Here is a 13977-nt window from a genome sequence, read left to right as displayed (position 1 = left end):
CACGGTCGGGCCATCGTCGTAGAAGTGCAGCGACGAGCCGATGCTGGCGGTGGCGGCGCTGTGGTCGCCATCGGCATCGGTGATGGTGGCGGTAAGGGTCACCAGATTGTTGGCCAGCGAAGTCACGTCATTCGGGTTGCTGGTATCGCTGTGGGTAACGGCGCGCAGCAGGTCGAGGGTGACATTGCCGCTGCCATCGACCGCCACGGTGAACACCAGGTCGCCGCCAGCGGTGCGGCCTTCCACCACGCCACTGCCGTTGACGCTCAGGATCACATCTTCATGCGTGGCGGTATCCACCAGGCCGCTCGGGCCGGCAGTCACATTCAGGCTGTAGACCAGGCTGCCAGCGCCGTCGGCACCGTAGTGCGAGGTGAACAGGCCGGAGAAGCTTTCGGTATCCGAGGTGCCGTAGGACGGGGTGAGGTCCGGGTTGCCGGTGGGCAGCGCGGTTTCGTCCACGTTGAGGGCGACCGAAGCATGGGTCAGGTCTACCGTCGGGCCATCGTCGTAGAAGTGCAGCGACGAGCCGATGCTGGCGGTGGCGCTGTTATGGTCGCCATCCTTGTCGGTGATGGTGGCGGTAAGGGTCACCAGATTGTTGGCCAGCGAAGTCACATCATTCGGGTTGCTGGTATCGCTGTGGGTAACGGCGCGCAGCAGGTCGAGGGTGACATTGCCGCTGCCATCGACCGCCACGGTGAACACCAGGGCACCGCCGGTAGCACGGCCTTCCACCACGCCACTACCGTTGACACTCAGGATCACGTTCTGACCAGTAGCGGTATCCACCAGCCCGCTCGGGCCGGCGACCACGCCCAGGCTGTAGACCAGGCTGCCGGCGCCGTCGGCACCGTAGTGCGGGGTGAACAGGCCGGAGAAGCTTTCGGTATCCGAGGTGCCGTAGGACGGGGTGAGGTCCGGGTTGCCGGTGGGCAGCGCGGTTTCGTCCACGTTGAGGGATGCGGAGGCATCCTGGTTCAGGCTCACGGTCGGGCCATCGTCGTAGAAGTGCAGCGACGAGCCGATGCTGGCGGTGGCGGCACTGTGGTCGCCATCGGCATCGGTGATGGTGGCGGTGAGGGTCACCAGATTGTTGGCCAGCGAAGTGACGTCATTCGGGTTGCTGGTATCGCTGTGGGTGACGGCGCGCAGCAGGTCGAGGGTGACATTGCCGCTGCCATCGACCGCCACGGTGAACACCAGGTCGCCGCCAGCGGTGCGGCCTTCCACCACGCCACTGCCGTTGACGCTCAGGATCACATCTTCATGCGTGGCGGTATCCACCAGCCCACTCGGGCCGGCAGTCACATTCAGGCTGTAGACCAGGCTGCCGGCGCCGTCGGCGCCGTAGTGCGAGGTGAACAGGCCGGAGAAGCTTTCGGTATCCGAGGTGCCATAGGACGGGGTGAGGTCCGGGTTGCCGGTGGGCAGCGCGGTTTCGTCCACGTTGAGGGATGCAGAGGCATCCTGGTTCAGGCTCACGGTCGGGCCGTCGTCGTAGAAGTGCAGCGACGAGCCGATGCTGGCGGTGGCGGCGCTGTGATCGCCATCGGCATCGGTGATGGTGGCGGTGAGGGTCACCAGATTGTTGGCCAGCGAAGTGACATCATTCGGGTTGCTGGTATCGCTGTGGGTAACGGCGCGCAGCAGGTCGAGGGTGACATTGCCGCTGCCATCGACCGCTACGGTGAATACCAGGTCGCCGCCAGCGGTGCGGCCTTCCACCACGCCACTGCCGTTGACACTCAGGATCACATCTTCATGCGTGGCGGTATCCACCAGGCCGCTCGGGCCGGCAGTCACATTCAGGCTGTAGACCAGGCTGCCGGCGCCGTCGGCACCGTAGTGCGAGGTGAACAGGCCGGAGAAGCTTTCGGTATCCGAGGTGCCGTAGGACGGGGTGAGGTCCGGGTTGCCGGTGGGCAGCGCGGTTTCGTCCACGTTGAGGGCAGCAAATGCCTCCCGATTGATCTCGATTACCGGGCCATCATCGCGGAAGTAAAGCGAAGTGCCGAGATCCATGCTGGCGCTTGCCTGCGAGCCATCGGCATCGGTGATGGTGGCATTGAGCGCTACCAGGCCGGAGGAGAGCGAAACAGAATCATTCGGGTCGCTGGCGTTCGGGTGTTCTACCGCGCGGAATTCCTGAAGGGTGACTTCGCCGCTGCTGCTGTCTACCTGCACGGTGAATACCAGATCCCCGCTGCCAGCCGTGCGGCCTTCAATCACACCACTGCTGTTCACGGAGAGCAGCACGTGCTGGTTGGTGGCGGTATCGATCAGGCCGCTGTCGCTGCCGGAGGTGACCGACAGGGCGTAGTCGATGTGGCCTGCGCCATCGGCACCGTATTGGCTGCTGAAGGCACCGGAAAAATTCGCATGGTCGGTGGTCGAGTCGCCGGGCGAGGCGTTGCCGCCTGGCAGGGCGCTTTCGTCAACCAGCATAATCGGCGTTTCACCGTTGGTCGCATGGATCTGCGGTGCATCATCCACGATGGTGACCACGATCTGTGCCGGGCCGGAGGTGTTACCGGCGCTGTCGGTCACCGTCAGCGTGAAGTTCTCACTGGTGGTGCCGTGCGGGCCGTCGGCATTGGACGGCGAATTCAGGGTGTAAACATACGTTGCCACGCCGGTCGTGGTATTGAAACCGGTAATGGTGAACTGGCCCAGCGGGGTGCCCAGAACCGTGCCGACAAGCTGGCCGAGGGGAATGTCGTGGCCATTGATGGTGACTTTGGCGATGTCGCCCAGGCCGTCGGGGTCGCTGAGGGTGAAGGTGCCGGTAGCCATGGCCGAGCCGTCACCGGCATGGGTGCCTTGGCTGGTCTGGGTGTTCAGGCCGGCTTCGTAAACCAGGCCGTCTTGCGCATGGGCATCCGGGCCGTCGTTGGTCGGCTCCGTTACGGTAATGCTCGGCGGGTTGTCGTGCGGTGTGCTGACCGGCAGCGAGGTGCCGGTAAAGCCGGATGAAGTAATGCCCAGTTCGAAGGATGCCGGGGTGATGCTTTCTGCCACGCGGCCCAGGATCACGTAGGTGATGCCGCTGTCGGCCTCACCCCCTGCGCCCCCGCCCAGACCGGCGGCGGCGGCTTCCAGCTGGGACAGCGGGTCAAGGCCGTTTTGCAGAGAGGCCAGTACTTGCTGGGCTTCCGGCTGCAGAGGTGCCAGGGCCGCGTCGGTGGCATCGGTGCCTGTTGTGCCAGCACCGGCGGTATGAACGCCGAACACATCATCGGTAATGGTCAGATCGCGCGGTTCGGCGATATGCAGAATCTCACCGTTACCGGCCTGCAGTTCGATGGTGGCATCGGCCGGGATGATCAGGCGCACGCCGGTGGCGATTACTTCGCCAAGCTGGACCACGTGCTGGCTGCCATCGGGCATGACAGCGATGATCTTGCCGGTAACTGCGACGACTTTGCCCTGGGCAATGTTCGGTGTGGTGCTGGCAGCCATGATGTGCTCCTGAGTCTGACGACGGATTATTGATAGTGATTACTCTAGGAGGGCATTGGCGCTTTCTCTATTGTACTGAAGGGAGGGGTGGGGGCTTTTCAAGTGGTTGATGCAAATACGCTTTTTGCATAAAAAAACACCTGCCGGCATGGCAGGTGGAAACCCGAACGGTAATGCCCGGGGAGGAGGATGGCGCGGGTCATGCGCCACTGACAAAACCCCTGATTTTGCGGTGCGCCTCCTGGCCGTACTACTTGCACTGTCAGCCGGCGCGCCGTGGCCCAGGTGCTCTGCGAGTTTTGTTGGCGGCTATCAAGAACCATCCAGTGCGGCAAGCGCCGCCTGTTCGTAGCGGCCATACAGAAAGCCCACGCTGCGGCGCCATTCGTCGCGCGCCTCGGCCCAGCTGGCGAACTCGGCCGGCAGCGGCAGCGCCATGACTTCGTTGCTGGTGAGCCCATGGTTGGCCGCATCACGCAGCGTGGTGTCCAGCCATTGCAGGTAGCGGCGGGTGGCGCGGATCGGGCCGGCATCGCGCGCCACCGGGCCGTGGCCGGGCACCAGCAGCTTGAAGGGCAGCGCCTCCAGCCGGTCCAGCGACTGCAGCCAGCTGGCGATGTCGGCATTGGGCAGGGTGGGGGTGCGGCCGTTGAATACCTGGTCGATGGCGTACAGCACGCCGGTGCTGTGGTCGAACACCGCGATGTCGTGCTGGGTATGGCCGGGCACGGCGATGAATTCCAGCTGGTGGCTGCCCACCGGGTGCGGCCCCGGCTGCAGCAGGGTGTCGGGCAGGCGCGGCTCGGTGCCCTGCATGCGATCGCCTACCAGCCGGTACAGGTTTTCCGCCAGGCCATCGGCCTCGGTGCGCAGCATGGCGCTGGTGCCGGCTTCGGCCAGGACGGGCACATCGGCAAACGCCTGGTTGCCGAGGAAATGATCCGGGTGCTTGTGGGTAATGATCAGCTCGCGCACCGGCTGCCCGGCGGTGCCCTGGATCACGCGGCGGTACTGCTCGCCAAAGGCGCGCGACGGGCCGCTGCCTATCACCACCACGCCGTCGCCGCTGGCAATGAAGGCGCTGTTGACCAGAAAACCGCCGTTGGCCGGGGTGAAGTAGCCGGTGTCGGCAATTACCGCCCAGCTGTCCGGTGCAATCTGCTGTGGCTGGATCGGGTAGTCCTGGCCGTGGGCACTGGCCGCCAGCAGGGCCAGTAGCAAGGATAAACGTTGGCCGCAGCGCATCATGGCAGGCTCCGCAGCAGTGCCTGGTAGCGGTTGCCGTCGCTGTCGCCGGCGTTGATGCGCAGCGGGCCGGGGGTATCGGCCGGCAGCTCGAAGGTGAACAGCGGGCTTTCCGCCAGCGGCGGCTCAAGTGTCAGGCTGGCCAGCGGCGCACCGTTGCCATCGGCCAGTTGCAGGGTGTTCAGGTGGAAGCGCGGCGTGTTGCCCACCAGGCCGGTATCCATCGGGTGCATGATGCGCAGCCGCGCGCGCAGCCGGCCATCCTGTGGCCACAGCTTGCCGTACAGCCGGCCTTGCAGCGTGGCCCAGTCGGTACTGTTGCGGGTGGGGGTGGGCAGTGCGCAGCCGCCACCGGGCGCATCCACCAGCTGCCCGCCGACATGCCATACCCCGTCGGCGGTGCGGGCCGCGGCGCGTACCGGCGTGGCCTGGTTGACGCGCATGGCCACCGCCAGGGTTGGCCGCAGGCTGCCAATGCGAAAACGCAGCGCCAGCGGCAGCGGGTTGTAATCGGCGAACAGCAGCAGCTCCTCCACCTGCCCCAGCGCGCTGGCATCCACGCTGACCGGCACGCGCTGGCCGTCTTCCACCTGCCGCGGCAGGCTCACTACCACGCGGCTGTCGAACACCGTCGGCTGGTCCTGCAAGACGGTGTGCTGCATCACGTCCCACATCACCGAGTGCAGCGGGTCATTGTGCTGATTGGCTGCCTGGCTGGCGGCCAGCACGCAGGCGGGCAGCAGGCAGAGCAGGGCTGGCAGCAGGCGCAGCATGGCTAGTGCTCGTCCGCCGGCCGGTAGCTGGCGTGGTAGTGCTGGAAGATCGCCGCCAGTTCGCCGCTGCTACGCAGTTCGGTCAGGGCATCGCCCACCGCCCAGGCCAGATCATGCAGGCTCTCCTTGGTAGCCATGCCGATTTCCCAGCTGGGCTTGATGACGCCGGGCAGCTGCGGCTGGCCCAGCTGCACCTGGCTGCCATACAGCCCCCATTCCAGCTCGCTGCGGGTGCCGAAGGCGATTTCGGCGCGGCCATCGGCCACCGCACGGCAGGCGGTGCTCGTGTCGGGGTAGTGCTGTAGTTGGCCGCGCAGCCGGCCGCCCTGCAGTGCGGACAGGTACAAGTCGCCCAGGCTGTCGTTTTCCAGCGCCACGCGCTGGGTGTCGATCTGCTGCACCGAAGCGGGCAGCTTGTTGCCGGCCCAGGCCAGCTGTTCACGGTAGTAGGCGCCGAACAGCACGGCGTTGTCGTTGCGGCGCGCCAGCTCCGGGTCGAACGGCACGTGCAGCATCAGGTCGGCGGTGCCACCGCCCAGGTAGTGGCCTTTCCACACTGCGTTGCGCAGATCGCCGTCCACGTCATCGGCCGGGGTGATGGTCATGAAGCTCACCGGCAGCGCCAGCTTCTTGCCGATGGCGCGCGCCAGCTCGACATCGATGCCCACCAGCTCGCCGCCCTGCACGAAGGAGAACGGCGGAAAGTCGCGATACACCGCCACCTTCAGCGTGCCGGTGGCGCGGATGTCGTCCAGGCTGGCCGCACGCGCGGCCGGCAGGGCGAGCAGGGGGGCCAGCAACAGGGCGGCCAGCAGCTGACGGCGGCGCATGGGTTTACTCCTGGTGCACGGTATCGAGCCAGGAACGGATAGCCCAGGCCGCTTCCTGCGACAGGAAGTTCTCGAACGGCGGCATATAGGTCACGCCGTTGCGGATGGAGCCATGGCGGATGCGGCCCTGGAAGATGGCATCGCCTTCCTCGCCGGCCGGCAGCTGGCGCAGGTCCGGGGCGATGCCGCCGGAGATGGCGTCGATGCCGTGGCAGCGGGCACAGTTCTGCGCGAAGGCGGAATGGCCGATATGGATGGCTTCCGGGTTGCCGCGGTAGGGGTTGCTGTCCAGCCATTCCGGGCCGAGTTTTTTCAGGTTGCCGGTATCCACCGGTTGCGGAATAACGTCGCCATGGGCGCCAGCCAGGCCGGACAGGCCCAGGCTGCCTGCGCCAGCCAGCAGCGACAGGGTCAACAGACGGAGGGTAACGGCTTTCATGATGTGCTTCCTTGCGATGTGGTGGGTGAATCCTTGGCCAGTTCGGCCAGCTCCTCGTCGCTGAACAGCCGCGAGCGAGTGAGAAAACGCATGCCTTCCGGCGCCTCTACCGAAAAACTCGCACCACGGCCGGCCACCAGGTCGATGGTGAGGTGGGTGTGGCGGAAGTACTCGAACTGGAAGGCGCTCATGTAGAACGGTGCGCCGGCGATTTCGCCCAGCAGCACGTCCTGCTCGCCAAGGTGGAATTCACCCTGCGGGTAGCACATTGGCGCACTGCCGTCGCAGCAGCCGCCGGACTGGTGGAACATCAGCGGGCCATGGCGGGCGGTAAGTTTCTGCACCATTTCCGCTGCGGCGGGGGTGATGTCTACGCGGCTGACCATGCGAGCCTCCGTGGCCTGGCACCGGGGTGCCTGTGTGTTGGGTGATGAGTGCTGCGGTTGGATCGGTAGGGCGGATGCCCCGGCAAGCCGGGGCGATCCGCCGACCGGTTGGGTGGTTCACATTGCGGCGGAACGCCTCTTGCGAGGCTTCCGCCCTACGGCGCCCATCTGCGGTGGCGTGCGTCGCGAGCGGGTCGTGGCTGGCGCGAGAAGCGCAGCGGTACAGCTAGTACCGCGAGCATCACAGCCGCGAGATTGCGCCGCGCAGCAGAATGCTTGCCGCTCAGAAGAAGCCCAGCGCGTTGGGGCTGTAGCTCACCAGCAGGTTCTTGGTCTGCTGGTAGTGATCCAGCATCATCTTGTGGGTCTCGCGGCCGATGCCGGACTTCTTGTAACCACCGAAGGCGGCGTGCGCCGGGTACAGGTGGTAGCAGTTGGTCCATACGCGGCCAGCCTTGATGCCACGGCCCATGCGGTAGGCCAGCGAGCCGTCGCGCGTCCACACGCCGGCGCCCAGGCCGAAGGTGGTGTCGTTGGCCAGCTGCAGCGCTTCCTCGCGGGTCTTGAAGGTGGTAACCGCCACCACCGGCCCGAAGATTTCTTCCTGGAACACGCGCATCTTGTTGTGGCCGGCCAGGATGGTCGGTTCCACGTAGTAGCCGCCGGCCAGATCGCCACCCAGTTGCGCACGGCGACCGCCGGTCAGCACCTCGGCGCCTTCCTGGCGGCCGATGTCGATGTAGGACAGGATCTTGTCCAGCTGATCGCTGGAAGCCTGGGCGCCGATCATGGTGCTCATGTCGTACGGGTTGCCCTGCTTGATGGCTTTCACGCGGGCCACGGCGCGCTCGATGAAGGCGTCGTAGATGGATTCCTGTACCAGTGCGCGGCTCGGGCAGGTGCACACTTCGCCCTGGTTCAGCGCGAACATGGCAAAGCCTTCCAGTGCCTTGTCGAAGAACTCGTCGTCGGCGTTCATCACGTCTTCGAAGAAGATGTTCGGCGATTTGCCGCCCAGCTCCAGGGTGACCGGAATAATGTTTTCGGAGGCGTACTGCATGATCAGGCGGCCGGTGCTGGTTTCACCGGTGAAGGCCACCTTGTTGATGCGGCTGTTGGTGGCCAGCGGCTTGCCGGCTTCCAGGCCGAAACCGTTCACCACGTTCAGCACGCCCGGCGGGATCAGGTCGCCGATCAGCTCCATCAGCACCATGATGGCCATCGGGGTCTGCTCGGCCGGCTTCAGCACCACGCAGTTGCCGGCGCCCAGGGCCGGGGCCAGTTTCCAGGCGGCCATCAGCAGCGGGAAGTTCCACGGAATGATCTGACCCACCACGCCCAGCGGCTCGTGGAAGTGGTAGGCAATGGTGTTCTCGTCGATCTCGCTCAGGCTGCCTTCCTGTGCCCGCACGCAGCCGGCGAAGTAGCGGAAGTGGTCGATGGCCAGAGGGATGTCGGCGGCGTTGGTTTCGCGCAGCGGCTTGCCGTTGTCGGCGGTTTCCACGGCGGCGATGAACGGTGCGTATTGCTCCAGGCGGTCGGCGATGCGCAGCAGCACATTGGCGCGCTCGGTGGGCGAGCTGCGGCCCCAGCGGTCGGCGGCGTTGTGGGCGGCATCCAGAGCCAGTTCGATGTCTTCGGCGGTGGAGCGGGCTACTTCGCACAATGCCTTGCCGGTTACCGGGCTGAGGTTAGTGAAGTACTGGCCGCGCACCGGGGCCACCCATTTGCCGCCGATAAAGTTGTCGTACTGGCTGCGCAGCGGGATGGTGTTCTGGATGGTGCTAAGGGTCTGTTGCAGCATGATTTCCTCCGGGTTCTGGTGACGTGCCGGCAATGTGGATCAGTGGCCTGGCAGTGATTGCATTGTGCGAATCGGATGGAGGTTCGGCCATGCTACTTTGGTCGCAGATCTAGGCGGGGCGCGGCTTGGCGGGGTTTTGGCGGGTGTTTTCGGGCCGTGCAGAGTCTGGGCCTGGCAGGGCGGATGCCCCGGCAGGGGCGATCCGCCGCTTATGCGGCCAACGTTGTGGCGGAACGCCTTTGTCGTGCAGTTCCCGGATATGGCGGTTGGACAGCCGGGCTACGGGGCCGGCATCAGTGCGAGATCAGCTGCAGGTACTGGTCGCTCTTGCGCAGCCTGGGCAGGGCGGCCCAGAGCTGCTCGGCCAGGGCGATGTGTGCCGTGTAGAAGCGCCGGGAAAAGCTCAGGTAGTAGAAGTCTTCGCTGATGGCCAGCGGCAGCTGGGTGACCAGGCCGCGGAAGTGCTTGTCGGTGGCGTCCTTCAGATCGTTTTCATAGCCGATGGCTAGGTCCACCCGTTCCGCCAGCAGCTTGCCCAGGTTTTGTTCCGAGCTTTTGCCGCCATCGTCCACCTGGGCGCCGCCACGCCGTGCGGCGTCGATCAGCAGCGGGTAGCTGCTGGGCACGGCCACCGGGCGGGTGAGGTGCTGAAAGTGGTGGCCATCCCAATCGACGTTGCTGGCGATGCGGCGGAAGGCCACCACCCGCGCCGCGCCCAGCGCCCGCTCCGGGTCCACCTTGCCGTAGCGCAGTGGAAACACCGACAGGCCGAGGTTGAGCGGCGCCGGCCCGGCGCCGAGCAGGGCATCCTGCTGCCCGCTGCTCACTTCCTGCAGGCAGCGTTTCCACGGCTTGTAGCTGGAGACCACCTGAACATCCAGCTCGGTGGCGGTCAGCTGCAGCAACTGCTGCATGGTGCCCGGCCGGCGGTCGTCGGGCACGGTGTAGGGCAGCCAGGGCACTTCATCCACGCATACTTTCAGCACGGTGCCGGCCTGCGCCGCGGCCGGCATGGCCAGCAGCAGGGCGCTGCCAAGCCAGATCAGCTGGCATAACTGCCGGTAGGGGGGCTGGGTCATGATCTTTCTCGCAGCTGGCCGGCAAGGCTGCCAGCCGGGGTGGGGTATGCGATATGAATTTCATGATAATGCCCCCATCGGCATTCTGCCGGCGAATGTCAACAGCAAGGCTGCCAATGTCATGGCCTGGCCGGGTTCGGCAAGGTTCAAGCGCAGCGCTGTGCCTGCCGCCGGTTCAAAGGTTGGCCGCAGGCTGCGTCAGGTGCGCCAGCAGCGTGCGCAGCCGTGCCGGGCGCACCGGTTTGCCCAACCAGGCCCAGCCGCCCTGTTCCGCCAGCTGGCGCACTTCGTCGCTGCGGTCGGCGGTGATCAGCGCTGCCGGCAAGGTGCGGCCAAGGTGGTGGTTGATGCTGCGGATGGCGTCCACGCCGGTGGAGCCGTGATCCAGATGGTAGTCGGCCAGGATCGCATCCGGCACCACGTTCTGCTGCTGCAGCAGGGCGATGGCCTCGCTGGCCGAGGCGGCGGGCAGCGGCCGGTAGTGCCAGTCGCTCAGCAACGTGCACATGCCTTCCAGGATGCTGGCCTCGTTGTCGATCAGCAGGATGGTGGCGCCCTGGCGCTGTGGCGGCAGCGCCTGCGGCTGCGGCGCCTCCAGCTGTGGCGCGGCGGCCACCGCGGCGGCATCGCCATAGGGCACCACCACGCCGAACAGCGAGCCGCGGCCGAATTGCGACTGCACCACGATGCGGTAGCCCAGCCGCCGCGCCAGGCGGCTGACGATGGCCAGCCCCAGGCCCATGCCCTTGGGGCACAGGCTGTGGTGTTCCGGCAGGCGCTGGAATTCGTGGAACACCTGCGCCAGCTTGTCGCCGGGAATGCCCAGCCCCTGGTCCCACACGCCGATCAGCAGCCCGTCCGGCTGTGGCCGGCAGCCCAGCAGGATGCCGCCTTCGCGGGTGTAGCGGATGGCGTTGGACAGGAAGTTGCGGATCATGCGCCCCAGCAGCACCCAGTCGCTGTGCACGATGGCGTGGCCGGCGTGCAGCTGCAGCCGCAGCGACTTGGCCTCGGCCAGCGGGGCGAATTCCTCCGCCACCTGGTCCAGCAGCTGTGCCACCGGGAAGTGGCGCAGCTCGGTTTCCACCGCGCCGGCATCCAGCCGCGAGATTTCCAGCAGGGTGTTGATCAGGTCGTCCACCGCCTCCAGCGCGGTGCCGGTTTTTTCCGCCAGGCCGCGCGCGGTGGGCGGCAGCGCCTGGCCGGCCAGCGAGGCGAGGAACAGCCGCGCCGCGTTCAGCGGTTGCAGCAGGTCGTGGCTGGCGGCGGCAAAGAAGCGCGTCTTGCTCTGCTGCGCATCTTCCACCGTGCGTATCGCCTCGCGCAGGCGGCCGTTGGCCACCGACAGCTCGGTGGTGCGCTCCTCCACCCGTACTTCCAGCTGTTCCTTGGCCTGCTGCAGCTCCAGCGCGGCGCGGCGGCTTTCGGTGATGTCCTGGATCAGCGCGAAGAAGCCCAGCACGCTGCCGTCGCTGGCGAAGTGCGGGATGAAGGTGGCGTGGGCGAATTCGATGTGCTGGCGCGGCGCCGGCAGCGTCAGCTCGAACACCGAGGCTTCGCCGGCCAGTGCCCGTTCCACGTAGTGGCTGCGGGCGTCGAACAGCTCCGGCCCCAGCACTTCGCGCATGGTGCGACCGTTGATCTCGGAGCGCGGCATGCCGAACCAGCTTTCGTAGCTGAGGTTGGTGAAGCGGTAGATCTGGTGGTTGTCCACGTAGGCGATCAGCGCCGGCATGGCGTCGGTCACCAGGCGGATCTTGGCTTCGCTGTCGCGCAGCGCCTGCTCCGCCTCCTTGCGCTCGCTGATATCGGTGTAACTCATCACGAAGCCGCCGCCCGGCATCGGGTTGTACTGCACTTCCAGCATCAGCCCGGCCGGCGTGGCGTGTTCCAGCGTGCCGCCCAGCGGGCAGCAGCGCGCCCATTCCGCCAGCTGGCCACTGTCCAGTTCGGCCTGTGTCGGCTGGGTCAGCTCCACGAAGCGCTGGTTCCATTCCATCAGCCGGCCGTCGCCATCGAACACCGCCAGGCCCTGGCGGATGCTGTTCATGGTGGCGTGCAGCAGCTGCGAATGCGCCGCCAGGTCGCGCTCGCGCAGCAGGGTTTCCTGGCGCTTGATTTCGGTGATGTCGGTGTAGATCGCCACCCGGCCGCCGCCGGCGATGGCGCGCTCGCTCACCCGCTGCCAGCTGCCGTCGCTCATCGCCAGGATCAGGCTGTCCTGCGGTGCCTGCTGCTGCGCCAGGCGCATGGCGATCCAGGCTTCCGGGTCGGCCTCGGCATCGCGGATCAGCCGCGCCGCCACCGCGGCGCGCACCAGGGTTTCGAACGGCAGGCCCGGCGCGATCAGCTGCTTGAGCGGCGGGAACATCTCGGCGAACTTGCGGTTGCAGTGCAGCAGGCGGTGGTCGCGGTCCCACAGCGCAAAGCCGTCGGCAATGGTTTCCACCGCCACGTGCAGCTGGTTCTTGGCCAGCTCGGCGGCGCGGGTGGCCTCCTGTAGCGCGAAGTTGCTGGCCTCCAGATCGGCCATGGCCTTTTCCAGCGCGCGGGTGCGTTCCTGGATGCGGGTTTCCAGCTCGGCGGCCACCTGGAAGAAGGTGAAGGAGTTGCCGTTGTCGGCCAGGCCCAGCTCCACGCGGCGCATCAGCGCCTCGTTGATCTTGCGCAGCTTGGCGTTGTCGCGCTCCAGTGCGGCCAACCTGTCGGTGTCGTGTTCAGTCATCGCCGTGTCCGTAGCCGATGGCGATGCCGGTGAAAGTCTGGTTCACGTGCATGGCCTGGTATTGCTCGCCGTAGGTGGAAAACCCCACTACGGCGTTGGCCGCCAGCAGGCCGGACAGGCGGGCGATGGCGTCCGAGTTCATCAGCGGCAGGGTGCGCAGGATGCAGTCGAAGCCCAGCACCACCTGGAACTGTCCCAGCCGGCCGCGCAAATCGCGGAAGGTGTGCGCCAGGTTGTCCACGATGTCCACCGCGCGGGTGCCGGACAGCACGATGCCTTCGTCCACCGCGCAGAAGAAGCTCAGGCTCAGGTCGGGGTTGATGCGCTGGATGGAGCGCACATAGGGCACGCCGCCGACATTGAGCACCAGCGGGTGGGCGGCAAAGGACAGCGGCGACAGTTTTTCCGGCGCCACGCCCAGCATGCGCGCGTACTCGGCGGCGGCCGGCTCGGCGTTGATCTCGGTGACCAGCCGGCGCTCGCTGTCGGCCTCGGTCACCACCAGCCGTTCGCCGCTACGCACGCTGTGCTCGGACTTGAACACCTCGAACGGGTGGCGGGTGGCCACCAGCACAAGCACCGCGCTGTCGCTGACGAACTCGCCGTCCACCAGCACATGGGTGCGCTCGAAGCGCATATTGTCGCCGGCGGAGCCGCCGCAGATCGGAATATCGCCCAGCGCGCGCGCCAGGCGGCCGGCCAGTTGTTCCTCGCGTGCCGACAGCCCGTCCACCAGCAGCAGCGCGAAGGTGCGCCGCTCCAGCGGGAAGCTCGCCTTCTGCCCCAGCGCGTAGCGCGCCGCCATCACCGTGCCCAGTGCGTCGGAGAGGTCGAAATCCGGCAGCGCGTCGATGCGCTTCACCACCGAGAAAAAATCCGGTGCGGCAAAGCTGGCGCCGACGATGGAATGGCAGCGGTAGCCGTCCGGGCTGATCTCGCCGGCGGTGGTACAGCCCACCACCGGTACCTCGCCGAAGCGGCGGGCGAGGGCGGGGGCCAGCTTGTCCAGCTGGTAGTCCGGCGCCACGAACAGCAGCACCAGCGAGCAATCCGGCTGCCACAGCTGCTGGTAGAGTTCGTCGGCGGCCTGTTCCGGGTCGGCGCTGTATACATGGCAGCGGCGCACCGGCTGTGTCTGGTTGGCAATCATGGTTCTCCATCCATATTGCTTTGTATCCCGATGCCTCTGTGGGCACATTTCTTCTATCGAATTCTGCAGCATAAAACGAAAGTC

10 protein-coding genes are annotated in these 13977 nt (G+C 66.4%); all 10 read right to left on the bottom strand.

Annotation, left to right across the window (positions count from 1 at the left end; all coding sequences use genetic code 11):
• A partial coding sequence (locus tag PSELUDRAFT_RS19550; protein ID WP_162291233.1) for a retention module-containing protein occupies positions 1-3462 on the bottom strand: 3462 nt, incomplete at its 3' end.
• 312 nt (positions 3463-3774) lie between these two features.
• Positions 3775-4710 (bottom strand): quinoprotein relay system zinc metallohydrolase 1, encoded by a 936-nt coding sequence (locus PSELUDRAFT_RS00435; protein ID WP_088964989.1) that lies wholly within the window; start codon positions 4708-4710, stop codon positions 3775-3777.
• Positions 4707-5480, bottom strand: a complete 774-nt coding sequence (locus PSELUDRAFT_RS00430; RefSeq protein WP_088964988.1) for a quinoprotein dehydrogenase-associated SoxYZ-like carrier — start codon at positions 5478-5480, stop codon at positions 4707-4709. The genes PSELUDRAFT_RS00435 and PSELUDRAFT_RS00430 overlap by 4 nt, the downstream gene beginning before the upstream one ends.
• 2 nt (positions 5481-5482) lie before the next feature.
• Positions 5483-6310 (bottom strand): ABC transporter substrate-binding protein, encoded by an 828-nt coding sequence (locus PSELUDRAFT_RS00425; RefSeq protein WP_088964987.1) that lies wholly within the window; start codon positions 6308-6310, stop codon positions 5483-5485.
• A 4-nt stretch (positions 6311-6314) separates the two neighbouring features.
• The gene (pedF, locus tag PSELUDRAFT_RS00420; RefSeq protein WP_088964986.1) at positions 6315-6749 is read right to left on the bottom strand and encodes a cytochrome c-550 PedF; all 435 of its coding nucleotides are present in this window, start codon (positions 6747-6749) and stop codon (positions 6315-6317) included.
• Complete coding sequence (locus PSELUDRAFT_RS00415; protein WP_088964985.1) at positions 6746-7135, bottom strand: DUF779 domain-containing protein; 390 nt, start codon at positions 7133-7135, stop codon at positions 6746-6748. Before PSELUDRAFT_RS00415 ends, pedF begins: the two co-directional genes overlap by 4 nt.
• 283 nt (positions 7136-7418) lie before the next feature.
• Positions 7419-8939: an aldehyde dehydrogenase gene (gene adh, locus PSELUDRAFT_RS00410; RefSeq protein ID WP_088968331.1), complete on the bottom strand. Its 1521-nt coding sequence runs from the start codon at positions 8937-8939 to the stop codon at positions 7419-7421.
• A 293-nt stretch (positions 8940-9232) separates the two neighbouring features.
• A complete protein-coding gene (locus PSELUDRAFT_RS00405; RefSeq protein ID WP_088964984.1) occupies positions 9233-10018 on the bottom strand; it encodes a hypothetical protein in 786 nt (261 codons plus the stop codon).
• A 175-nt stretch (positions 10019-10193) separates the two neighbouring features.
• Positions 10194-12743, bottom strand: coding sequence for a NahK/ErcS family hybrid sensor histidine kinase/response regulator (locus PSELUDRAFT_RS00400; RefSeq protein WP_088964983.1), 2550 nt, complete (start codon positions 12741-12743; stop codon positions 10194-10196).
• Positions 12736-13893 (bottom strand): nitric oxide-sensing protein NosP, encoded by a 1158-nt coding sequence (nosP, locus tag PSELUDRAFT_RS00395; RefSeq protein ID WP_088964982.1) that lies wholly within the window; start codon positions 13891-13893, stop codon positions 12736-12738. Before nosP ends, PSELUDRAFT_RS00400 begins: the two co-directional genes overlap by 8 nt.
• Between the last annotated feature and the right edge of the window lie 84 nt (positions 13894-13977).

The sequence above is a fragment of the Vogesella sp. LIG4 genome (genome assembly GCF_900090205.1).
Lineage (GTDB): Bacteria > Pseudomonadota > Gammaproteobacteria > Burkholderiales > Chromobacteriaceae > Vogesella.
The sequence above is the reverse complement of the archived record's forward strand: the minus strand, read 5'-3'. Positions and strand labels throughout refer to the sequence as shown.

Coding starts and splice junctions, on each gene's coding strand:
- PSELUDRAFT_RS00435 (WP_088964989.1), bottom strand. CDS start 4,710: ATGATGCGCTGCGGCCAACGTTTATCCTTGCTACTGGCCCTGCTGGCG.
- PSELUDRAFT_RS00430 (WP_088964988.1), bottom strand. CDS start 5,480: ATGCTGCGCCTGCTGCCAGCCCTGCTCTGCCTGCTGCCCGCCTGCGTG.
- PSELUDRAFT_RS00425 (WP_088964987.1), bottom strand. CDS start 6,310: ATGCGCCGCCGTCAGCTGCTGGCCGCCCTGTTGCTGGCCCCCCTGCTC.
- pedF (WP_088964986.1), bottom strand. CDS start 6,749: ATGAAAGCCGTTACCCTCCGTCTGTTGACCCTGTCGCTGCTGGCTGGC.
- PSELUDRAFT_RS00415 (WP_088964985.1), bottom strand. CDS start 7,135: ATGGTCAGCCGCGTAGACATCACCCCCGCCGCAGCGGAAATGGTGCAG.
- adh (WP_088968331.1), bottom strand. CDS start 8,939: ATGCTGCAACAGACCCTTAGCACCATCCAGAACACCATCCCGCTGCGC.
- PSELUDRAFT_RS00405 (WP_088964984.1), bottom strand. CDS start 10,018: ATGACCCAGCCCCCCTACCGGCAGTTATGCCAGCTGATCTGGCTTGGC.
- PSELUDRAFT_RS00400 (WP_088964983.1), bottom strand. CDS start 12,743: ATGACTGAACACGACACCGACAGGTTGGCCGCACTGGAGCGCGACAAC.
- nosP (WP_088964982.1), bottom strand. CDS start 13,893: ATGATTGCCAACCAGACACAGCCGGTGCGCCGCTGCCATGTATACAGC.